This window comes from Actinoalloteichus sp. GBA129-24 (genome assembly GCF_001941645.1).
GTDB classification, from domain to species: domain Bacteria; phylum Actinomycetota; class Actinomycetes; order Mycobacteriales; family Pseudonocardiaceae; genus Actinoalloteichus_A; species Actinoalloteichus_A fjordicus.
In genome coordinates, this window is sequence record NZ_CP016077.1 from 312,314 (window position 1) to 335,166 (window position 22,853).

Below are 22,853 nucleotides of genomic sequence, written 5' to 3' on the forward strand. Positions count from 1 at the left end.
GCCCCGAGGACCCTCGGGATCGACCACGGCAGGCCCGTCTTCGAGTTTCATCGGAGACGGGCCTGCCGTCGCCTGCCGTGCGGGGATGAGCACCCACGGTGACTGATCGGGTGCTGCGGGTTCTCAATCTCGAACGACTGTTCTACTCTGTCGGCGTGCCGCAGGCTCAGTTGTCCTTCTTCTCTGCGGAGGCCAGGCCACCGAGGATCGCCGATCTCGGCGGGCTGTTGTGCGCGCAGGGGCAGACCGTCGGCTTCGGCCATGGCACCGCCGCCAGGATCTCGGTGATCACCGAGGAGGAATGGCGAGTGCGGGAGCTGCGTCTGCTGTGCCTGGCTCGCGGGGTCGACGTGGAACTGGGCCGGTCTGACGAGGGACGCCCACTGCTCCGCACGGCCTTTCGCACCGACCTCGCCGGGCTGGCCGGTCGCTGGCTGCGCGGGGCGATGAAGTCGGTTCCGGCGGGGCTGGAACTGCACGGTCCCGCGTTGCGCGTGTGGGCTGCCGCCGCAGGCAGGCGGGACGGCAGCGGCTATCTGCTCGGCCTCGATCCCCAGGTGCCCGACACGCACGGCCCCATCGCCCAGGCCCTTGCTCGCAGCGGTCTGCCAGCCAGTCTGCTCGGCACGCGGGCAGGCGGTCCGGCACTGCGTGTCACGGGTCGACGCCGTCTTGCGCGGCTCGCCGAGCTCGTCGGCTCCGTGCCGACCGGGGTCGGCGATGTGGACGAGGTGCTGCGTTCCTGGCCCACGGCGTGAGAGGGTGAGCCGCCTCCGCCGGGTGGACGACGCGCCGCCGACCGTGCCATCGTCACTTAAGGTGACGATGGAACATGCTGCGCCTCACACCCGTTGAACACCCGAGATCGAGCGCAACCGGGTGCGGGTACGTCACCCTGGGCAGCGGTGGGAGTACTTGTCGGTGCACACTGGCGAGTCCGAGGCTGGACACGAACGCCTTGACAACGAGCACGGTAGGCGGGTCGCACAGATCGGCCGTCTGGGTAGAGAGCGGGAGAGCGTGGCAGGGTCGACACGGGCGAGGAAGGGCGGCGCCGACGGCTCAGGGGGTCGTCGGCTGGTGATCGTCGAGTCGCCTGCGAAGGCGCGCAAGATCTCCTCTTACCTCGGCGGCGGTTTCATCGTCGAGTCCTCGCGGGGGCACATCCGAGACCTGCCACGCGGCGCCGCCGACGTGCCTGCGAAGTACAAGGGCCAACCGTGGGCACGCCTCGGCGTGGACGTCGACAACGACTTCGAGCCCCTCTACATCGTCACGCCGGACAAGAAGTCCACGGTGGCCGAGCTGCGGGACGCGCTCAAGGGCGTCGACGAGCTGTATCTCGCGACGGACGGCGACCGGGAGGGCGAGGCCATCGCCTGGCACCTGTTGCAGGCACTCAAGCCGAAGGTCCCGGTCCGGCGGATGGTCTTCCACGAGATCACCGAGCCCGCGATCAGAGCGGCGGCGGAGAACCCCCGCGATCTCGACCAGTACCTGGTGGACGCCCAGGAGACGCGGCGGATCCTCGACCGGCTCTACGGCTACGAGGTCAGCCCGGTGCTCTGGAAGAAGGTGATGCCGAAGCTGTCCGCCGGGCGGGTGCAGTCGGTGGCCACCCGTGTCGTGGTGGAGCGGGAGCGGGAGCGCCTGCGCTTCGTCTCGGCGTCGTACTGGGACGTCGCGGCGGTTCTGGACGGTGGCGAGGCGGTCACGCCGCGCACCTTCTCTGCGCGGCTCGTCGCGGTCGACGGCGACCGCATCGCGACCGGTCGTGACTTCGGCTCCGACGGCCGGGCGAAGTCCGAGGGCGTCCGAGTCCTCGACGAGGCGACCGCTCGCGGACTCGCCTCGGCGCTGGCCGACGTCGCGCTACAGGTCGCCGCAGTCGAGGAGAAGCCCTACACCCGCAAGCCGTACGCGCCGTTCATGACCTCGACGCTGCAGCAGGAGGCGGGCCGCAAGTTGCGGTTCTCGGCAGAGCGGACGATGCGCACCGCGCAGCGCCTCTACGAGAACGGCTACATCACCTATATGCGAACCGACTCCACGACGCTGTCGGACACGGCGATCTCGGCGGCGATGTCGCAGGCCACCGAGCTGTACGGCGCGGAGTACGTCTCGCCGAAGCCTCGCCAGTACACCCGCAAGGTGAAGAACGCCCAGGAGGCGCACGAGGCGATTCGTCCGGCGGGTGAGGTCTTCCGCACTCCCGGTGCCGTGGCGAAGGAGCTGGAGACCGACGAGTTCCGGCTGTACGAGCTGATCTGGCAGCGGACCATCGCCTCCCAGATGGCCGACGCCAAGGGCACGACCATGAGCGTCCGCATCCGCGGATCGGCCGCGACGGGTGAGGAGTGCACGTTCGCCTCCTCCGGCCGCACGATCACCTTCGCGGGCTTCCTGAAGGCCTATGTCGAGTCGGTGGACTCCGAGGCGGGCGGCGAGGCGGACGATGCCGAGCGCAGGCTGCCGGTGCTCACCGTCGATCAGCAGGTCACCGCAGCAGAGCTCAAGCCGGAGGGACACAGCACCAACCCGCCTCCCCGCTACACGGAGGCCAGCCTGGTGAAGACCCTGGAGGAGCTGGGGATCGGCAGGCCCTCCACCTATGCCTCGATCATCAGCACCGTTCAGGACCGTGGGTACGTCTGGAAGAAGGGCTCCGCCCTGGTGCCCTCCTGGGTGGCCTTCGCCGTGGTCGCGCTGTTGGAGCGGCACTTCGGCAGGCTGGTGGACTACGACTTCACCGCCGCTCTCGAAGACGAGCTCGACGGCATCGCGGCGGGCCGCCAGGACCGCACGGGTTGGCTGTCCGGCTTCTACTTCGGCGGCGACGTCGGCCCGGAAGACTCGATCGGCCGGGCGGGCGGGCTGAAGAAGCTCGTCGGCTCCAGCGTCGAGCAGATCGACGCTCGTGAGGTCAACTCGATCCCGATGTTCGCCGACTCCTCCGGTCGGACGGTGGTGGTCCGTGTCGGCCGTTACGGTCCGTATCTGGAACGAGCAGCAGAGAACGCCGAAGGGGAGTCCGGCGAGCAGCAGCGGGCGAACCTGCCGGACGACCTGCCCCCGGACGAACTGACTCCCGAGATCGCGGAGAAGCTCTTCGCCACCCCGATGGAGGGTCGGACGCTGGGCACCGATCCGGTCAACGGTCATGACATCGTCGCGAAGGAAGGCCGCTACGGGCCCTACGTGACCGAGCTGCTGCCGGAGGGGACCAAGGGCAAGCCGCGCACCGGGTCGCTGTTGAAGTCGATGACGGTGGAGACGGTGTCGTTGGAGGAGGCGCTGAAGCTGCTCTCTCTCCCCCGGGTGGTCGGGGTCGATCCGGATTCGGGCGAGGAGATCACCGCGCAGAACGGCCGTTACGGACCGTATCTGAAGCGGGGCACCGACTCGCGTTCGCTGGAGACCGAGGATCAGATGTTCACGGTCACCTTGGACGAGGCTCGCAAGATCTACGCCGAGCCCAAGAAGCGGGGCAGGCGGACGGCGACGGCCATCCCGCCGCTGCGGGAGCTGGGTGCGGACCCGGCGACGGGCAAGCCGATGGTGGTCAAGGACGGCCGGTTCGGCCCCTATGTGACCGACGGCGAGACCAACGCCTCGTTGCGCAAGGGCGATGCGGTGGAGACGCTCAGCGATGAGCGAGCGGGTGAACTCCTGGCCGAGCGGCGAGCCAAGGGCGGCACGACGAAGCGAACGAAGCGCAAGCCCGCAGCGAAGAGTGCCCCGAAGAGTGCTCCGAAGGGCTCCCCTCGGAGTTCGACGAAGAGCTGACGAGGCTGCGGTCTGCCCTCGCGTGGCGGGCTCGATCGGGCGTACCGTTGACGGGCGGTATGCACACGGTGATGACCAGGGAGTTTCCCGTGGCGAGTCTCGATGCACTGTCCGGACCCGACGGAACGCAGGCCATTCCGCCGCCAGGGGTGTTCCCCGACGCGGTGGGCGGGCTGGCTCCTGCGTCGATGTCGACCGGCGCGGGACACCGTCGGGTGGTGGTGCCACCCGTCGTGGCTCCGCCGCCCCGGCCGGAGTTCGCGGAGGCGGGGCCGAGCTGGGGTATCGGGTCGTCACACTCGACGTCGAGAACGGCCGCCGGGCGAGGTGCGCGGCACATCGCCGCCCCGCCGGTGGTGCCCGATGGCGGCGGGCTCCTCGCGCGAGCTCAACGACTCACGCCGGGGCGAGCGGCGGATCAGGGTGTCGGCTGGCTGGTGGTCGCCGCAGTCGCACTGGGCGTCATCGCGATGATCTTCCTTCTGCTCTTCGCCGGCTGAAATCGGACTGGTGAATAGCAGACCGGACGACCGGTGAAGTGATCATGAAGTCGCGGTTCGCTTCCTGCCTGAGGTCGTCTGCTGACTTTCCGGGTCTTCAGCCTTTCTGCGAGATGTCCTGCACCCGGCGTCAGACTGGCCAGCCGACGAACAGTGCTCACCCTCTGCGTTGGGCGCTTGCGTGCTGTTCGGGGCCGACATCAGGCTTCCGGTGAGGTCGGGGCGGCTCTCAGCAGATCCGGCTGCTCCAGCGGATACTGTGTGTCAAGTTGCGCGCTCGTCGGGGTAGCTCACAACTCTAACGAGAGCAATCGAATAACAAGATCAACTAATCCGGCTAGGCTTGGCTCCGGTCGATGGTGGAGATACGGGAAACGGGGGTGGTCAGGATCAGCGGGAACCCGGCGGAGGCCTCGACCAACGGTGTGCCGCAGTCCTCGAATCCCGGTTCGTCCACCGTTCGTCGGGTACGCGGAGTCCTGGCGATTCCGGCATTCCGCAGACTGTGGATCGTCTCGGCGATCTGCAGCATGGGTGACTGGCTCGCCCTGCTGGCGCAGACGGCACTCGCGACTCACCTGACCGAGAGCTACACCGCCCAGAGCTTCGCCTTCGGCGGCGTCGTCGCGATGAAGCTGCTGCCCGCGATGGTGCTGGCGCCGCTGGCAGGCACGCTCGCCGACCGGTTCGACCGTCGCAAGGTGATGGTGACCTGCGACATCCTCCGTGCGGGGATCATGCTGTCGATCCCGCTCGTCGGCGAACTGTGGTGGCTCTTCGTCGCGATCTTCCTGATCGAGATGTGCTCCCTGTTCTGGATTCCCGCCAAGGAGTCCTCGATCCCCAACCTGCTGCGCAGGCCGGACCAGGTCGAGACGGCCAACCAGCTGAGCCTGGCGATGACCTATGGCGTCTCCGTCATCACCGCGACCGGGGTGTTCACGCTGCTCTCCTCGGTGGGCACCCTCTTCAACCTCTCGTTGAACTCCACCACCACCGTCTACACGGCGATGTTCATCAACAGTCTCGCGTTCCTCACCTCCGCCATCGTGGTGGCCACCCGGATTCCCGAGATCTCGGGGCGACGGGCCAAGAACGTCGTCGTCGACGACGTCACCACGACGGCAGGCGAAGCAGCGAATGCGGCCGTGGACGGCGCTGCGAAGCGGGCCGTCGGCGGCGCGACGGCGATGCACGTCGACGGCGCAGGGAAACGCCCCGGCGTGCTGCGGATGCTGCGGGACGGAATCCAGTTCATCGGCACCACGCCGCTGATCCGGGGCCTGGTGCTCGGCATCATCGGTGCGATGGCGGCCGCAGGCGCCGTGGTCGGTACGTCGAACCTCTACTCCCAGAGTCTCTCCGCAGGCGACGCCGGTTACGGGATGCTGTTCAGCGCGGTGTTCGTCGGCCTGGCGCTCGGCATGGCGGTGTCGCCGAAACTGGCCCAGCGGGTGCCGCACAACCGGTTGTTCGGCAGTGCGATCGTCTGCGCGGGACTGGCACTGATCCCGGTGGCCCTCGCGCCGCATCTGGGGATCTCACTGGCCGTGGTGCCGTTGGTGGGCGCCTCGGCGGGGGTGGCCTTCCTGACCGGCCTCACGATCGTCGGCACGCAGGTCGAGGACGAGATCCGCGGCCGCACGGTCGCGGTGGTGCAGTCGCTGCTGCGCATCGTGATGTTCGGCGCGCTGACCCTGGTTCCGGTGCTGATCGGCATCCTCGGCCAGCGTTCCCTGGACTTCTTCGGCACCCAGGTGCAGGTGGACGCCACCCGGCCGATCCTGTTCGGCGCCGGGCTCGTCGCCGTGGGGCTGGGCGTGCTGGCCTACCGGCAGATGGACGACCGGCGGGATCAGCCGATCATGGCCGACCTGCGCGAGGCGTTCCGCAGCGGCGGCCGCCGCAAGGGAGTCGGCCTGCTGATCACCATCGAAGGAGACGCCGCGGTCGACACGGCGACCCAGACCAAGCACCTCACCGACTGGTTGCAGTCCTTCGACGACCATGTCGTCCTCGCCAACGATCCCGCCTTGGACGAGGGGCGGCTCGGCCGGATGCTGGGCTCGGTCGAACTCACCGGATCGCGAGCACACGCCCTGGTCGCCGCCGCCGTCCGCAGCGACGTCGTCGAGCAGGTGATCCGGCCCGCACTGGACTCCGGCGCCGTGGTGGTGATGGAGCGCTACGTGGACAGCCCGCTGGCACACTTCGGCGCTGCGGGCGGTCTGGACCAGCGTGACCTGGAAGGGCTCGCCGAGTGGGCGACGGGCAAGCTCCGTGCCGACGTGACGGTGTTGCTCGATCGCGATCCGGCACAGGTCGGCGTGAACCAGCGCGCGGAGCAGCAGCTCGGCGCCGATCACCACTGGCGGGTGCAGAACCTGCTCGCCGAGATGGCCGCCGCGAATCCCGATCGGTACGTGGTGGTCGATGCCGACGGGACCGAAGCGGAGATCGCGGCCAGGGTCCGCACCGCGCTGGAGCCGATGCTGCGGGCGAAGCGCGGTCTCGGCCGTGGCCGCGGCCATGAGATGAGCGACCGGCCCGCTGACGTGGGCACCGGAGGCACGGGCAGCAACTCGGAATGACGAGGTCGCTCCGGCGGCGTCGGGGTGCTCGCCGATAATGAGGGCCGAGTGCGCGTCCGTCGGTGTTCGCGGCGCCGCAGACCTGGCGAGAGGGGACGGGTGGCTGAGTGACGAGCGAGGACGAGGCCGGGAGCGCCCCGGACTCCGGGGTGTGGGCTGACCTGATCGGCCAGCCCGAGGTGGCAATCGAGCTGGCCTCGGCGGCGCGGGCGGCCGCCGACCAGGTGGCAGGGCGGAGTTCCCCGCCCGGAGCCATGACGCATGCCTGGCTGTTCAGCGGCCCGCCCGGCGCAGGCTGCGCGACGGTGGCGAGGGCCTTCGCCGCAGCCCTGCAGTGTGTCGGCGGCGGCGATCCCCCCGGCTGCGGAGAGTGCGCAGGCTGCCGGACCGTCCTGGCGGGCACCCACGCCGACCTGCGACTGGTGGTGCCAGAGGGGCTGTCCATCTCGGTCGCGGAGATGCGCGGCCTGGTGCAGACCGCCGCCAGACGACCCACCAGCGGGCGCTGGCAGGTCGTGGTGGTCGCCGACGCGGACCGGTTGACGGAAGGCGCGGCGAACGCCCTGCTCAAGGCCGTGGAAGAGCCTGCGTCGCGCACTGTCTTCCTGCTGTGCGCGCCGTCGGACCACCCCGAGGACGTCTCGGTGACGATCCGTTCGCGGTGTCGGTCCGTACACCTGCGGACCCCGTCCCAGGCCGCAGTGGAGAAGATGCTCCGCCACCACGACGGCGTCGACGGCCAGACCGCCGCCTGGGCGGCCTCGGTGTGCGGCGGCCACGTCGACCGAGCCAGGCGGCTGGCCACCGACGCCGACGCCCGAGCCCGCCGAGAGGCGGTGCTGGCGATTCCGCTGGGGCTCCGACAGCCTGCGGACGTGTTCCGCTGTGCGGACGACCTGGTGAAGGCGGCGGAGTCCGAGGCAGGGGCGGTCAACGAGGCCCGCAACGAGAACGAGAAGGACGAGCTGCGCACCGCGATGGGCGGCGGCGGGACCGGCAAGGGGACTGCTGCGGCCGGGCGGGGCGCCAACGCCGCGATCCGGGAGCTGGAGAAGCGCCAGAAGTCCCGGTCGACCAGGATGCAGCGCGACTCGCTGGACCAGGCGCTCATCGACCTCGCCTCGTTCTACCGAGACGTCCTGGTGTCGAGCAGCGGTGCCGAGGCGACCCTCAATCATCCCGACCGGGCGGCCGACATCCGCCAGGCGGCCGCGTCCTGGACGCCCGAGTCGACCCTGCGCAGGCTCGAGTCCGTGCTCGAATGTCGGACGGCACTGACCCGCAACGTGAAGCCGAGAATCGCGATCGAGGCGATGGTCACCACCCTCCGCCTGGGCTGATCGCGGTCGGCGGCCCCCCGGCGCATCGGGTGCCCGCAGGCCGCTACACTGTGAGTGCTTCGCCGCCTTAGCTCAGTCGGCCAGAGCAACGCACTCGTAATGCGTAGGTCAAGGGTTCGATTCCCTTAGGCGGCTCCAGCAGTGACCAGGCCCTTCCCGGATTCCGGGAGGGGCCTGTGTCGTGCTGGGGTGCGTGCTCTCCACGGAGGCCGAGTCTCTGCGGCAGGCGGCACACACGTGCCTCGTGATCAGCGAGACGACGGCGCGTCGGAGCATCTGCGGCTAGGGGTGGGGCCGGGCCCTGCTGACTGGCCAGGCGTAGGACAGGGCGCGCAGCAGAGGAGCGGATCGGCTCGCGGTGGAGGCTGTCGGCGGGCTGCTGAGCTCGATGACACCGTGGGCGTCGACTGAATTCTTGCCTGCCGAGCGGCCTGCTGCGTCTGAGCCGACGGTCTTGCCTGCGTCCGGAGTAGGGACGTGCCCTGCCCAGCTACCCGAGCGGGCGGTTTCCGGGCCGTGCAGTGTTCGGCTTCCGTGCGGATCGACGGCGTCGTCACGACTCCGGCAGCACGCGGGCGAACATGATCATGTCTCGGTTGTGCTCGCCGATGCGGAGATAGGAGTGCAGCGTGCCCTCCTCGTTGAACCCCGTGGCCCGGCAGACGGCCTGCGACTCCTGGTTGTCGACCTCCACCAGGGCCTCGACGCGGAGCAGGTCGAGATCGCGAGCGAGTTCGACGACCAGCCGGACCGCCGAGGTGACCAGGCCGCGTCCCCGGTGGCGGGGCAGCAGCCAGTAGCCGACGGCGGCTCGTCGATGCGTCCAGTCGATGCTGTTGAGCGTCACCATTCCGACCGCCTCACCGACCGCCTGATCGACGATCGCCAGCGGGAGCCCGCGACCTTCGGCCGCCTGGTTCCACTGGCGGTGCAGCCAGAACGAGCCTTCGGCGGGGGAGCAGTCCGGCGGAATGGAGGTGATCAGCGGGATGTAGGGGTCCCTGGCGGCTTCCGTGATCGCAGGCAGATCATCGATCTGCCAGGCGCGCAGCAGGACGCGGTCGTCGCGTCTGATCGGCAGATCGCGGAGGTTGACGGTTCTGGCCTGCGTTCTCGTCCGACTCGTTCCCGATCGAGTCGTGCCCAGGTTCCGCCCGTCGCTCATGATCGCCTCTCCTGCGCCCGCTGTCGTGGGGATCATCCTTGCATCGAGAACTCGTGATCACTACGGACGAGCGTCGCGATCCCGCCGGGCCTGCCAGGCGGTGCTGCGCCGTCCAGGGGCGGTACGGCCGAGGTGCGGCAGACAAGGCGAACGGGTGATCTTCCTGCCTGCTCCTCGGCGACGTTCCCCGGCCGTCACCAGGTGAGACGGGGCTGAACGCGATCACTGCCGAGCAGCCGTTCACCTGCTGTTGCGCCGGTCGGCGGCTGCGCTTCCTCGGTGCGTGATCGACGGTACATCTGGGTCGCTGATCGTGGTGGCCGCGTCCGGACGGACGTGTACTTCGTCGCTTCGCCTGGGAGCCGCACCGTGAGACAGACCAGATGGACCGCCGCCGCGCTCGCAGCGCTGGTGGCCTGCGGCGGCCTCGCCGCATCGGCATCGGCCGGGGAGAGGACCCCCGACCACAGCTCCGTCGGGACCTTCGACGTCATGAGTGACATTCAGGGCGGACTGCAGGCCTTCCGGGACGTGCGGGAGGCAGCCCACGAACTGGCGCCGGACTCGAAGGCACTGGTCATCAACGGCGACATCGTCGACCGGGGTTACGACTTCGAGTACCAGGAGGTCACCGACATCATCGCGGAGACTCCCGGGCCGCAGACCACGCTGTCCAGCATCGGCAACCACGAGGCCTACGCGCCCGCGTGGTGCTCCCCGACCGCCCTGTGCCAGCCCTCCTGGCCGAACGGCTTCACCGAGGAGGAGCTGTACGAGTCGTTCTTCGCGTTCGCGGGCCGGGACGAGGTCTACGCGGAGCAGGTCGTCGACGGGATTCCGCTGCTCGCGCTGGGCACCGAGCGGCTGATGTGGTGGGAGGACCCCAACCTGGACGACCACGTCTATCTGAGTGACGAGCAGCTCGACTGGCTCCGTGCCCGGCTCGACCACCACACCCGCGACGGGCGCCCGGCCTTCGTCTTCACCCATTACCCGCTGTACGACACCGTCACCTCGTCGGACGGCACCTCCGGCGAGTTCCATCTCCAGGACGAGGAGCTTCGGCAGGTCCTCGGCGACTACCCGCAGGCGGTGCTGTTCAGCTCGCACACGCACTCCTCGCTGCGGGACGACAAGTGGGCGAGGCGGGTCACCGTGCCCGGCGGCCACCCGGACGGCTTCACCGCCGTCAACACCGGGGCCGTCCTCAACCGGCAGGTCCTTCAGGTGAGCCTCGGCTCCGACGGGGCCCGTATCCGGGCTCGGGACGTCGCCGCCGACGAGTGGGTGCAGGACCTCGTCATTCCGACCGTGGACCCGAGGCTCCCGGCAGCGGGACTGCGCGTCGACCCGGTCTCCGAGCACGTCGCCCCCGGAGCCTCGGTGGAGGTGACGGCCGAGTTCGCCAACCTGAGCAGCCGACGGCTCATCCACGTCAGGCTGGAGCCGGTCGTGCCCGAGGGCTGGGCGGCCGAGCGCATCGCCGAGTCGGGACGTCGGCACCTCGGCCGAGGCGAGACCGCGTCGGCTACCTGGCGACTCAGTCCGGTGGACGGCGTCGAGCAGTCCGACGTCCTCGACTTCGCGGTGGACGCCGAGTACGGGCGAGGCAGCAAGGCAGGCAGGATCAGCGAACAGGCCTCGATCGAGATCGTCGAGGCGCCCAGCGGGACGTCGTACGTCTCCGACCTGCCGTTCCTCTCCTCGTCCAACGGCATCGGCCCCGTCGAGCGGGACCTGAGCAATGGCGCGATCGGCGAGGGTGACGGTCATCCGCTGACTGTGAACGGCGTCCGTTACGACAAGGGCCTCGGCACCATGGCCCCGTCGGAGACGGTGGTGCACCTGGGCCAGAACTGCACGCGATTCGCCGCCTCGGTCGGCGTCGACGACCGTGCTCCGCAGTCTTCGCAGAACCGGCCCGACGACGGCCGAGGCGACGGCGGCGACGTGGTCTTCCAGGTGTGGGCCGACGACGAGAAGGTCTGGGACAGCGGCGTCGTCCACGCGGGAGAAGGCGCCCGCGACATGGACGTCCACCTCAACGACGCCGAGACGCTGCGGCTGGTCGTCACCGACGGCGGCGACGAGAACTGGTGGGACTACGCCGACTGGGGTCTGGCCCGCGTGACCTGCGGCGGCTGAGGCCCGGGCGGCGTCACCACCGTCTCGAATCCTGTCGCACCACGGCGAGGGCGTCCCCACGGGCGCCCTCGCCCGCTTTTCGGCCGGGTCTCGTCGAGGCGGGGCGTCGTCCGTCGAACGTGGGAGGCACGCCCGCCGCCCTGACCGGATGTCCTCGCCGTCGTGGGAGTCTCGCGCACGGCCCCACCGCGCGTGAGCGGGCTCGTACTGCTCGAGTTCTCTTCGGGTCGTTTCGGCTCGTCATGCCTGCTCAGCGGCGGTATGAAGGCGCCGTCCGACCGTCTCGACCGCCGACCCCCCGAGTGGTGGGCACCCGGCGTGAAGTGTGAAGCTGTAGAACCGCCGAATCCTGCCTTCGGCCGGACCGCGCGCTCGACCCGGGGGCGGCGCGGCACACACTGGGACGCCAGGAAGAGAGCACTGTGTCGGATCAGTTCGTCCACCTGCACGTACACACCGAGTACTCGATGCTCGACGGGGCCGCCAAGGTCGCACCCCTGTTCGCCGAGGCCGCCAGGCTCGGGATGCCCGCCGTGGGCATGACCGACCACGGCAACATGTACGGGGCGGACGAGTTCTACCAACAGGCGAAGAAGAAGGGCATCAAGCCGATCATCGGCATCGAGGCCTACATCGCGCCTGCCAGCCGCTTCCACAAGAAGCCGGTGTTCTGGGGCGAGTCGGGGCAGCGGTCCAGCGATCAGTCCGGTGAGGGCGGCGACGTCTCCGGTGCCGGTGCGTACACGCATATGACGATGTTCGGCGGTAATGCCACCGGCCTGCGTAATCTCTTCACGCTCTCCAGCCGGGCCAGCATGGAGGGCTACTACCGTAAGCCCAGGATGGACCGCGAGCTGATCGCCGAGCATGCCGAGGGGATCATCGCCACCACCGGCTGCCCCTCGGGCGAGGTGCAGACCCGGCTCCGGCTGGGGCAGCCCGCGGCGGCCATGCAGGCCGCGTCGGACTACAAGGACATCTTCGGCGCCGACAACTTCTTCCTCGAGCTGATGGACCACGGGCTGCCCATCGAGCGCTCGGTCCGCGAGGGCCTGCTGCACATCGGCCGTGAGCTGAACCTGCGTCCGCTGGCGACCAACGACTCGCACTACGTCACCAAGGACCAGGCGGACGCGCACTCCGCGCTGTTGTGCGTCCAGGCAGGCAAGACCCTCAACGACCCGACCCGGTTCAAGTTCGACGGCGACGGCTACTACCTGAAGTCGGCCGCAGAGATGCGCGCCTACTGGGACTCCGAGGTCCCCGGCGCCGCGGACAACACCCTGCTCATCGCCGAGCGCATCGAGTCCTACGACGAGGTCTACGCCCACCACGATCGGATGCCGGTCTTCGAGGTCCCCGAGGGCCACGATCAGGTGAGCTGGCTGCACCAGGAGGTCATGACGGGCCTGCGGTGGCGGTTCCCCGACGTCATCCCGGACGGCTACGTGGAGCGGGCCGAGTTCGAACTCGACGTCATCGCGCAGAAGGGCTTCCCTGCCTACTTCCTCGTCGTCGGCGACCTCGTCAAGCACGCCAAGGAGGTCGGCATCCGCGTCGGCCCCGGCCGAGGATCGGCTGCGGGATCACTGGTCGCGTACGCGCTGGGCATCACCAACCTGGACCCGATCCCGCTCGGCCTGCTGTTCGAGCGGTTCCTGAATCCCGAGCGCGCGTCGATGCCCGACATCGACATCGACTTCGACGACCGCAGGCGCGGCGAGATGGTGCGCTACGCGACCGACAAGTACGGCTCGGACCGGGTGGCCCAGGTCATCACCTTCGGCACGATCAAGACGAAGGCCGCGATCAAGGACTCCGCGCGAGTCCACTACGGCCAGCCCGGCTACGCCATCGCCGACCGGATCTCCAAGGCGCTGCCGCCGCCCGTCGCCGCCAAGGACATCCCGCTGTCCGGCATCGTCGACTCCAGCCACGAGCGCTACGCCGAGGCGGCGGAGGTCCGCACCCTGGTCCAGAACGACCAGGAGGTCTCGACGATCTTCGAGACCGCCAGGGGACTGGAGGGCCTGATCCGCAACGCGGGCGTCCACGCCTGCGCGGTGATCATGTCCTCCGAGCCGCTGATGGAGGCGATTCCGCTCTGGCGGCGGGACGACGGCGCCATCATCACCGGCTGGGACTATCCGTCCTGCGAGGCCATCGGCCTGCTGAAGATGGACTTCCTCGGTCTGCGGAACCTGACGATCATCGGCGACGCCATCGAGAACATCAAGGCCAACAAGGGCGAGGACATCGACCTCGACCGGCTGCTGGTGGACGACAAGGCCACCTACGAGTTGCTCGGTCGAGGCGACGCACTCGGCGTGTTCCAGCTCGAGGGCGGCGCGATGCGCGACCTGCTCCGGCGGATGCAGCCCACCGAGTTCAACGACATCATCGCGGTCAACGCGTTGTACCGGCCCGGTCCGATGGCGATGAACACGCACAACAACTACGCCGACCGGAAGAACGGGCGACAGAAGATCACCCCGATCCATCCGGAGCTCGAAGAGCCGCTGGCCGAGATCCTGGGCGAGACCTACGGTCTGATCGTCTACCAGGAACAGATCATGCGTACCGCGCAGAAGGTCGCCGGGTACTCGATGGGTCGCGCGGACGTGCTCCGCAAGGCGATGGGTAAGAAGAAGAAGGAGGTGCTCGAGCAGGAGTTCGAGGGCTTCCAACAGGGCATGCGGAGTCAGGGCTACTCCGACGAGGCCGTGCAGACGCTCTGGGACACGGTGCTGCCCTTCGCCGGGTACGCGTTCAACAAGTCGCACGCTGCGGGCTATGCGCTGGTGGGCTACTGGACCGCGTATCTGAAGGCCCATCACCCCGCCGAGTACATGGCGGCGCTGCTGACCTCGGTCGGCGACAACAAGGACAAGTCGGCCATCTACCTGTCCGAGTGCAGGCGGCTGGGCATCAAGGTCCTCGCGCCGGACGTGAACGAGTCGGTGCACCGGTTCGCCGCCGTCGGCAGCGACATCCGCTTCGGCCTCGGCGCCATCCGCAACGTGGGCGCCAACGTCGTCCAGTCGGTCATCGATCGGCGGGCCGAGAAGGGCCGCTACACGTCCTTCACCGACTTCCTCGACAAGGCCGAGATCGCCGTCTGCAACAAGCGAGTGGTGGAGTCGCTGGTCAAGGCGGGCTCCTTCGACTCCTTCGGCCATTCGCGTCGGTCGCTCATCGAGCATCACGAGGCGGCGGTGGACGCCGTGATCGGCCTCAAGCGTCAGGAGGCCCTCGGCCAGTTCGACCTCTTCGGCGGGGGTGACGACGGCGAGAAGTCCGCCGACGCCTCGCCGCTGGCGCATCTGCACTTCGCGCCGGAAGAATGGCCGCGCAAGCAGCTCCTGGCCTACGAGCGGGAGATGCTGGGCCTGTACGTCTCCGCGCATCCGCTGGACGGCGCGGAGCGCATCCTGCACAAGCATGCGCCGAGGACCATCGCGGCGATCCTGGCCGACCCGCCCAAGGAGGGCGAGATCGTCCTGGCCGGGATGATCTCCTCCCTGGAACGTCGGGTGAACAAGCAGGGCGAGCCCTGGGCCATTGCCACGGTGGAGGACCTGGACGCCTCGGTGGAGGTGCTCTTCTTCGCCAAGAGCTACAGCGTGCTGGCCGCCGATCTGGTGGAGGACTCGGCGGTGGCGATCAAGGGCCGGGTCAACTGGCGCGAGGAGAAGATGTCCGTGTTCGGCTCCGGCATCGTCACCCTGGACATCAGCGAGGCCGAGTCCAATCCGGGCGCCGCGCCGCCGGTCACCCTGCTCTGCAACGTCGAGAAGCTGAACCGCGACGTCGTCCTGGAGCTCAAGCGGACGCTCGCCGCGCACCGAGGCGACGTGCCGGTGCGTCTGACGCTGTCGTATCAGACGCAGAAGGAGACCTACCTGGTGAACGACTATCCGATCGAGATGACTCCGGCGTTGGTCGGCGAGCTCAAGGCCATTCCGGGGGTCGCGCTGGGAGCGTGACCCCCGCCTGCCCTCCTTCGCTGCTCGGGCGGAGGAGGGCGGGGCGGTCGGGGTCGATCGGCAGGCCGGGCCGCGGTGTGGGCGCCGGGCCCGCACGCGGCACTACGCCGAGCCTGCGCTCCCGGCCCGCGCGGGCGGAGGAGTCGCGGTGATTCCGGCCAGGACCGGCGGCAACGGACCCCGGTGCAGGACGCCGAGCCGCTGGGTGGCTCGGGTGAGCGCCACGTAGAGTTCGGCCGCGCCTCGGGGGCCGTGGGCGAGAATTCGCTCCGGCTCCACCACCAGGACGGCGTCGAACTCCAGTCCCTTCGTCTCCGACGCGGCCATCGCGCCCGGCGTCCCCGGCGGTCCGATCACGACACTGGTGCCCTCGCGCCCGGCCTCGTCCCGGACGAACTCCTCGATGGCGGCGGGCACCTCGTCCTCGGTGACCTGCCTGGCCCACGGCCCGACACCGCATGCGCGGACCGAATCCGGCGGCCGGACCCCTGGCGCGAAGTCGGCGAGCAGCCCGGCGGCGACGGCCATGATCTCCGCCGGGGTGCGGTAGTTCATCGACAGCGACCGGTACAGCCAGCGGCCGGGCACGTACGGCTGGAGCATCGTGTCCCAGGACGTCGCGCCTGCCGCCGACCGCCGCTGGGCGAGGTCGCCGACCACTGTGAAGGAACGGCCGGGGCAGCGACGCATCAACACCCGCCAGTCCATCTCCGACAACTCCTGTGCCTCGTCGACCACGACGTGCCGGTAGGTCCAGTCCCGGTCGGCGGCGGCGCGTTCGGCGAGTTCACGGGTGTCGCGCTCGAGGAATCGATCGGCCAGGTCCTCGGCGTAGAGCAGGTCCTTGGCGAACAGGTGGTCTTCGTCGTCCATCGAATCCTCGCGGCCGACCAGGATGTCCAGCACACCCGCGGCGTATTCGGCCTCGGCCTGCTGCTCCCGCTCGGCGGCCCGATCGGCCTTCTCGGCGGACGGGTCGGGGCCCAGCAGATCGATGAGTTCGTCGAGCAGCGGCACGTCGGACACCGTCCAGGCCTGGCCGTCGGCCCGGGACAACGCCGGGTCCGCGCCCGCCGTGCTCAACCGCTCTGGTGACGTGTACAGCTGCGCCAACAGCGTCTTCGGGGTCAGCGTCGGCCAGAGCTCGTTCAGCGCGGCGGTGAAGACGTCGTTCTCGGCGAGTTCCGTGCGCAACTCGGCCCGGAGGTTCTCCCATGCCTTGCGGTCGTCTCTGGTCAGCCAGCCTCGGCCGATTCGGGCGATCGCCCGCTCGGTGAGGGCCCAGGTGATGATCTCGGTGAACACGGCGCGTGCTTCGTTGTGCGGCAGCCCGCTTGCCCGAGCCTCCTCCCTGGCCCATGCCGCGATCTCGGCGTCGAGCCGCACCGTGGCGTCGGCGAGTTCGACGGACACCGGCTGCGCGGGCAGCCGCTGTCGATCGGCGACCGCCGCCGCCAGCACGGCCAGGATCTCGCGCGAGCCCTTGAGCCTGGCGGCCTCCGGGGCGTCCTCGGCGGTGACGCGCAGTCCCGGCACGAGATCGCCGGTGGTCATGAACACCACGTTGGACTCGCCGAGCGACGGCAGGACTCGGCCGATGTGGTTCAAGAACGCCGGGTTGGGCCCGACCACGAGGACGCCGTGACGTTCCATCCGCTCCCGCTTCGTGTAGAGCAGGTACGCGACGCGGTGCAACGCCACCACGGTCTTCCCGGTGCCGGGGCCGCCCTCGATGACCAACACCCCCGGATGGTCGAGCCGGATGATCTCGTCCTGCTCGGCCTGGACCGTCGCCACGATGTCGCGCATCCCGTTCCCGCGTGGCGCGTTGACGGCCGCGAGCAGGGCCGAATCGCCGCGCTCGCCGCCACCGGGGCGGCCGAGCACCTCGTCGGTGAAGTCGGCGAGGTGCCGTCCTCGAGTACTGAACTGGCGCCTGCGCCGCATGCCCTCCGGGCGGGCGGCGGTGGCGAGATAGAACGCGCGTGCCGCGGGCGCCCGCCAGTCGAGCAGCATCGGCTCGTACTCGTTCTCCGCGTCGAAGATGCCGATCCGGCCGATGTAGCGATGGCTGCCGGATCGGGTGTCCAGCCTGCCGAAGCACAGGCCGTCGTCCGCCACGTGCAGCCGCTTCACCTCGGCGGCCAGTGCGCGCACTTCGACGTCCCGTTCCACGGGTGTGGCGCCGTGCTCCCGCAGCGCGGTCTGGTACACGCCCTTCATCCGCGCGCGCTCGGCGTCGAGCCGCGCGTAGAGCCCGGCCACATAGTCCCGCTCGGACCGCAGTTCCTCTTCATACCCTTGAGCTGACACATGCCCCTCATAGCTGCTTGCTGATGTCGAGTTCGACGTTCTTTCATCGGCGTGGGGAAGGTGTGCCGATCTTCTTCCGTTCGCGGGTGCGTCGGCGGCTGCGCCGTGCGTGCCGCCCCGGTTCACACCTGTCATGATCCATGAGCCGACGACACATACCCATTCTCGTGACAGCCGTTTTCGCAGCTAGCGACTCCGGCGGGCGATTGTGCAGCATGACCAGGGTCTTGCCACAAGCCCCCCGGTGCGCTATAGATTGAAAATGGAAAAGGGTGGACGCCCCCTTTTTCCGGACCGAGCGATCTATCTGATCGAGATTCCGGCCGTGCGCGAGAATTCGTGAGCCTGACGGTACTTCTCGGTGTCGGCGAGTGACCGTGCGAGTACCGTCCGCCATCCTCTTCGTATCTCCTGTGGCGATCGACACCCGTGCCGTTCTCGGCCGAGAACAGATCGACGTCGCCACCTCGTTCTGGTGCACGTCTCGAACCGGTGCGGCGGCGGTCCCGACGTTGCGCGGCTGGTCACCGGCAGGCGCCGTCGCCTCACTTGTCCTCGGATGGTGGCGACTCCTTCACCGATTCGAGTGATTTCCACGGCGTGTCGAAGGTCCTTCCGCGTGTTGCTGCGCAAGATCAGCGGGTCACCGAGGGAAACGCCGTGCAGAGGAGTCGAACGATGCGGATGCCGCGAATTCTGGGCGCCGTGCTGGCCGCAGTGGTCATGCTCAGCGCTGCCTTGGCGGGCGCGGGCGGCGCGACGGCGGCGTCTCGGACGGCCCCGAGGATCGTGGGCGGCGTTCAGTCGGCGGAGAACCAGTCCTTCATGGTCTCGATCCAACGGCCCGCCGAGGGACGCGAGCACTGGTGCGGCGGCGCGCTGGTCGATCCGCGCTGGGTGGTCACCACGGCGCACTGCCTTCAGGGCGACCTCGGCTCCTACACGGCACGGATCGGTTCCAACGATCGGAGTGCGGGCGGCGAGTACCTGCGGGTGGTGGAGATGGTCGCCCATCCCGACTGGGACGGGCTGCACGGCGACATCGCCCTGATGCGGCTGGAACGCGCCGCCTCGGCCAGGCCGATCGCCGTCGCCACGTCCTCGCCGAAGCACGGCGACGCCATCCGGCTGCTCGGCTGGGGCAAGACGTGCAACACCTACGAGTGCTCGTGGGAGTACCCGAGGATGCTGCGCGAGCTGGACCGGACCGTCACCTTCGACGCCATGTGCTCGCGGGCCACGATTCACAGCGGCACCGAGTTGTGCATGGACGTGACGAACCAGGCCACCTCCTGCTACGGCGACTCCGGCGGTCCCGCAGTGGAACGGCAGCCCCTCGGCGGCTGGTCGCTCGTCGGGCTGGACAGCCGAGGCGGGACCTCGGTCTGCGGTGAACTGGGCCTGATCTACACCGACGCGACGGCGTACCAGAGCTGGATCAGGAGTACCGTCACAGGCTGAGGTCCGGCCGTTTCGGCCCGCCTCATGTCGCTCGTCGTAGCGCGCTGTCCACTCGCCGCAGTGAGAGCGGCGTCATACCTGATTCGGTTGAAGTCACGACTCTACTGAGCGGAAGCTTGCGTCATACAACTAGTTGGATGACGCAAGCAACAGGAGAGTCCATGGACACCGCTGCCGCCTCCGTGCCGCGGGCTGCCGACGCCGGGGTCGACTCGACGGGAGTCGACGCGGTGGAGGTCGTCGGGCAGGCCATCACCCGCGTGGTCCGGATGTCCAACTGCGTGTTGGCGCAGACCGGACGGTTCGGCGCGCCGCCCGGCTGGGAGAAGGCCACCTACCTGGTCCTCTTTCATCTGGAGGGCGGTCCGCGCCGATCGGGTGCCGTGGCCGAGGCGCTGTTCCTCGATCCGTCCACCATCAGCAGGCAGGTCGCCACGCTGGTGAAAGCTGGGCTGGTCGAGCGCAGCGCCGATCCGGAGGACGGCCGAGCCAGTCTCTTGACGATCACGGAGCAGGGGCGGTCGGTGCTCGAGCTGCACCGTGCCGTGCGTCGGGACCTTCTCGATCGGATGATCACGGACTGGCCGTCGGGGGACCGGCATGAGCTGGCTCGCCTGTTGACGCGACTCGCGGACACCTTGGAGACGCGGCTGCCCGCGTACGTCGAGTCCGTCATCCAGGCTCGTCATGAAGGGGAATCCTGATGTCAGAGGCACTCGCCCCGCCGGGGCAGGCCGCCAAGTCCGGTGACGGGGGGCTCACGCACCGGCAGATTCTCACCGTGCTGTCCGGGCTGATGATGGGCATGTTCCTGGCCGCCCTCGATCAGACCATCGTCGCCTCGGCCATGCGCGTGATCGCCGACGAGCTGCACGGACAGACGGCGCAGGCCTGGGCCACCACGGCTTACCTGATCACGGCGACGATCACGACGCCGCTCTACGGCAAGCTGTCCGACATCTACGGGCGTAAGCCGCTCTACCTGACCGCCATCGGGCTGTTCCTCATCGGCTCGGTGCTGTGCGGCCTGGCGCAGTCGATCTACGAGCTGGCCGCGTATCGCGCCGTGCAGGGGCTCGGTGCAGGCGGTCTGATGTCGCTTGCGATGACGATCATCGCCGACATGGTCGCGCCGAGGCAGCGGGCGCGCTACCAGGGCTACATCCTCGCCGTCTTCGGCGTGTCCAGCGTTCTCGGCCCGGTGGTCGGCGGCTTCTTCGCCGGTCAGGAGAGCCTGTTGGGCATCGCGGGCTGGCGGTGGGTGTTCCTGGTGAACGTCCCGGTCGCCCTCATCGCGCTGGTGGTGGTGGCCAAGGTGCTGAACCTGCCGCACAACCGGGTCGACCATCGCATCGACTACTGGGGCGCCGCCGCGCTGGTCCTCGCGCTGGTGCCGTTGCTGATCGTGGCCGAGCAGGGCCGCGAATGGGGCTGGGGAGCGGGCATCTCGCTGCTCATGTACGTGATCGGCGCCGTCGGCATCGTGGCGTTCGTGCTGGTGGAACGGCGGATGGGCGACGAGGCGCTGCTGCCGCCGAGACTGTTCCGCAGCGGCACCTTCCGACTCGGCAACCTGCTGAGCTTCGTCGTCGGCGTCGGGATGTTCGGCGGCATGGTCTCGCTGCCGTTGTATCTCCAGATCGTCAAGGGCCAGTCGCCGACCGACGCCGGGCTGCTGATGCTGCCGCTGACCTTCGGCATCATGACCGCCACGCTGGTGGTGGGCAGGTTGATCGCCAGGACGGGGAAGATCAAGATGTTCCCGGTGCTGGGCGCCGGAGTGATGGCCACGGCCCTGCTGTTGTTCGCCACCATCGACGCCGACACCTCGCTGGTCCTGCTCGGCGCGCTGATGGTCCTCTTCGGCGTCGGCCTCGGGCTGTCGATGCAGACCTTGACGCTGCTGGTGCAGAACGACGCGCCGCCTGCGGACAACGGTTCCGCGACCGCGGCGGTGACCTTCTTCCGGCAGACCGGCGGTACGGCGGGGACGGCGATCTTCCTGTCGATCCTGTTCTCGGTGCTGGCGAGTCGGATCGCCGACGCGTTCACCTCGTCGGTGAACGATCCCGCGTTCAACGCTGCGCTGCGCGACCCGCAGGTGCTCAGCGATCCGGCGAATCAGGAGTTCATTCAGAGCGTCCAGGGCGGGGGGACCGCGCTGGACCTGAACGACACCTCGTTCCTGGGCACCATCGACCCGAGGCTGGCCGCCCCGGTGCTCGACGGGTTCGCGAGCGCGATGAGCACGGTCTTCCTGGTCGGCGGCCTGGTGATGCTCGCCGCGTTCCTGCTCAGCTGGTTCGTGCCGGACGTCGAACTCGGCAACCAGTCGGGCATTCAGCGCATTCAGGCGGAGCGGGCCGAGGCCGAGCGCGTCGCGAGACAGGCCGATGGCGAGGCCGGGCCGGCCGAGACGGGCGAGGGGTCGGACCGGGCCGGCCGGGGCGAGCGGGCGTCGGCGTCGGCGGGCGGCGGCGGCCGAGGCAGGGCAGCCGAGGGCTGAGGCACTCGGCGGCGGGACACCCGCCTGCAGGCGAGCAGCGCTACGACGGCGGCCCCCGAGTTCCTTCGGGGGCCGCCGTCGTGCTCGCCAGCGTCAGAGCTTGGGTGCCTCGTGCTTGCCCTCGTAGTAGCCGGTGTCGAGCGCCCGCTGGTAGGAGCGTTTGATCTCCAGCTCCGCCTCGGTCCGGCCCACCCAGGTGGCGCCTTCGACGCTCTTGCCCGGCTCGAGCTCCTTGTAGACGGTGAAGAAGTGCTGGATCTCCATCCGGTAGAACTCCGCGAGATGATGGATGTCGCGGAGGTGCTCCGATCGGGGGTCGTCAGCGGGGACGCACAGCACCTTGTCGTCGCCGCCCTTCTCATCCCGCATACGGAACATGCCGATGGCACGGGATCGGATCAGGCAGCCGGGGAACGTCGGCTCCTGGACGATGACCATCGCGTCGAGCGGGTCGCCGTCCTCGCCGAGCGTCTGCTCGACGAAGCCGTAGTCGGCGGGATACTGAGTCGCGGTGAAGAGCGTCCGATCGAGGCGGATCCGTCCGGTCTCGTGGTCCATCTCGTACTTGTTCCGCGCCCCTTTGGGGATCTCGATGGTGACGTCGAACTCCACTCGGTTCCTCGCAATGTCATCGCTGGCTTGCATCGACCTGGGTTGCATGGACATCGTGTGATCCACAGTTGTCGGGCCTGCGGTCACCCCAGGCCCTTAGTCTGAAGGACGAGACCCGACGGAGTCGCATCGAGAGCCCTCGTCGGGCATGTGAAATCCATCCCCATACTCGCCGTGGCAACACCAGACTGACGGTCATAGGAGGTCGCGTGTCCGAATCCGGACACCCCCCGCAGCACGGGCCAGCCACACCTCGGCGCAGTGAGCCGCAGGGAGCGCCTGAGCAGGCCGGGGCATCGCACCCGCCGTCTTCGCCGAGAAGCGAGGGGTCGTCTCCGCAGCCGCAGGCGCCGACTGATGGTCAGACGAGACGGCCGTCACCGGCGGGCCAGGCCCGGCAGCGCCCAGGTCAGTCGGGCCAGCCTGGTCAGTCGGGCCAGCCCGGCCA

13 protein-coding genes and 1 tRNA gene are annotated in these 22,853 nt (G+C 69.1%); 11 read left to right on the forward strand and 3 right to left on the reverse strand.

The window, feature by feature from the left end; genetic code table 11:
- Positions 1–98: 98 nt before the first annotated feature.
- The 6 genes from UA75_RS01410 to UA75_RS01435 all read left to right on the forward strand — a co-directional run bounded on the left by UA75_RS01410 (position 99) and on the right by UA75_RS01435 (position 8,355).
- Positions 99–758 (forward strand): hypothetical protein, encoded by a 660-nt coding sequence (locus UA75_RS01410; RefSeq protein WP_232237593.1) that lies wholly within the window; start codon positions 99–101, stop codon positions 756–758.
- Between the two features lie 262 nt (positions 759–1,020).
- Positions 1,021–3,786 (forward strand): type I DNA topoisomerase, encoded by a 2,766-nt coding sequence (gene topA, locus UA75_RS01415; RefSeq protein WP_075738189.1) that lies wholly within the window; start codon positions 1,021–1,023, stop codon positions 3,784–3,786.
- Positions 3,787–3,857: 71 nt separating this feature from the next.
- Positions 3,858–4,286, forward strand: a complete 429-nt coding sequence (locus UA75_RS01420) for a hypothetical protein (RefSeq protein ID WP_157433934.1) — start codon at positions 3,858–3,860, stop codon at positions 4,284–4,286.
- A gap of 356 nt (positions 4,287–4,642) precedes the next feature.
- Positions 4,643–6,877: a bifunctional MFS transporter/dTMP kinase gene (locus tag UA75_RS01425; protein WP_083682843.1), complete on the forward strand. Its 2,235-nt coding sequence runs from the start codon at positions 4,643–4,645 to the stop codon at positions 6,875–6,877.
- 107 nt (positions 6,878–6,984) lie between these two features.
- Entirely contained in the window at positions 6,985–8,217 is a 1,233-nt protein-coding gene (locus UA75_RS01430) for a DNA polymerase III subunit delta' (protein WP_075738193.1), read from the forward strand.
- Positions 8,218–8,278: 61 nt separating this feature from the next.
- A tRNA-Thr gene (locus UA75_RS01435) sits at positions 8,279–8,355 on the forward strand.
- A 415-nt stretch (positions 8,356–8,770) separates the two neighbouring features.
- Here UA75_RS01435 and UA75_RS01440 read toward each other — a convergent pair.
- Complete coding sequence (locus UA75_RS01440) at positions 8,771–9,382, reverse strand: GNAT family N-acetyltransferase (RefSeq protein WP_198042898.1); 612 nt, start codon at positions 9,380–9,382, stop codon at positions 8,771–8,773.
- Between the two features lie 369 nt (positions 9,383–9,751).
- On the opposite strand from UA75_RS01440, the gene UA75_RS01445 reads away from it, so the two are divergent.
- Both UA75_RS01445 and dnaE read left to right on the forward strand, forming a co-directional pair.
- Entirely contained in the window at positions 9,752–11,527 is a 1,776-nt protein-coding gene (locus UA75_RS01445; RefSeq protein ID WP_075738197.1) for an NPCBM/NEW2 domain-containing protein, read from the forward strand.
- Positions 11,528–11,994: 467 nt separating this feature from the next.
- Positions 11,995–15,513 carry a DNA polymerase III subunit alpha gene (gene dnaE, locus UA75_RS01450; protein ID WP_075743286.1) on the forward strand — a complete coding sequence of 1,173 codons (3,519 nt, stop codon included), beginning with the start codon at positions 11,995–11,997 and terminating at the stop codon, positions 15,511–15,513.
- A 102-nt stretch (positions 15,514–15,615) separates the two neighbouring features.
- On the opposite strand, the gene helR is transcribed toward dnaE, so the two are convergent.
- Complete coding sequence (gene helR / locus UA75_RS01455; RefSeq protein WP_198042899.1) at positions 15,616–17,826, reverse strand: RNA polymerase recycling motor ATPase HelR; 2,211 nt, start codon at positions 17,824–17,826, stop codon at positions 15,616–15,618.
- A gap of 678 nt (positions 17,827–18,504) precedes the next feature.
- On the opposite strand from helR, the gene UA75_RS01460 reads away from it, so the two are divergent.
- The 3 genes from UA75_RS01460 to UA75_RS01470 all read left to right on the forward strand — a co-directional run bounded on the left by UA75_RS01460 (position 18,505) and on the right by UA75_RS01470 (position 21,793).
- Entirely contained in the window at positions 18,505–19,287 is a 783-nt protein-coding gene (locus UA75_RS01460) for a S1 family peptidase (RefSeq protein ID WP_083682844.1), read from the forward strand.
- Between the two features lie 161 nt (positions 19,288–19,448).
- Positions 19,449–19,991 carry a MarR family winged helix-turn-helix transcriptional regulator gene (locus UA75_RS01465; protein WP_075738199.1) on the forward strand — a complete coding sequence of 181 codons (543 nt, stop codon included), beginning with the start codon at positions 19,449–19,451 and terminating at the stop codon, positions 19,989–19,991.
- A complete protein-coding gene (locus UA75_RS01470; RefSeq protein ID WP_075738201.1) occupies positions 19,991–21,793 on the forward strand; it encodes an MDR family MFS transporter in 1,803 nt (600 codons plus the stop codon). Before UA75_RS01465 ends, UA75_RS01470 begins: the two co-directional genes overlap by 1 nt.
- Positions 21,794–21,886: 93 nt before the next feature.
- On the opposite strand, the gene UA75_RS01475 is transcribed toward UA75_RS01470, so the two are convergent.
- Positions 21,887–22,405, reverse strand: a complete 519-nt coding sequence (locus UA75_RS01475; RefSeq protein ID WP_075738203.1) for an inorganic diphosphatase — start codon at positions 22,403–22,405, stop codon at positions 21,887–21,889.
- Between the last annotated feature and the right edge of the window lie 448 nt (positions 22,406–22,853).

Coding starts and splice junctions, on each gene's coding strand:
- UA75_RS01460 (WP_083682844.1), top strand. CDS start 18,505: ATGCGGATGCCGCGAATTCTGGGCGCCGTGCTGGCCGCAGTGGTCATG.
- UA75_RS01465 (WP_075738199.1), top strand. CDS start 19,449: ATGGACACCGCTGCCGCCTCCGTGCCGCGGGCTGCCGACGCCGGGGTC.
- UA75_RS01440 (WP_198042898.1), bottom strand. CDS start 9,382: ATGAGCGACGGGCGGAACCTGGGCACGACTCGATCGGGAACGAGTCGG.
- UA75_RS01425 (WP_083682843.1), top strand. CDS start 4,643: ATGGTGGAGATACGGGAAACGGGGGTGGTCAGGATCAGCGGGAACCCG.
- dnaE (WP_075743286.1), top strand. CDS start 11,995: ATGCTCGACGGGGCCGCCAAGGTCGCACCCCTGTTCGCCGAGGCCGCC.
- UA75_RS01470 (WP_075738201.1), top strand. CDS start 19,991: ATGTCAGAGGCACTCGCCCCGCCGGGGCAGGCCGCCAAGTCCGGTGAC.
- UA75_RS01420 (WP_157433934.1), top strand. CDS start 3,858: ATGACCAGGGAGTTTCCCGTGGCGAGTCTCGATGCACTGTCCGGACCC.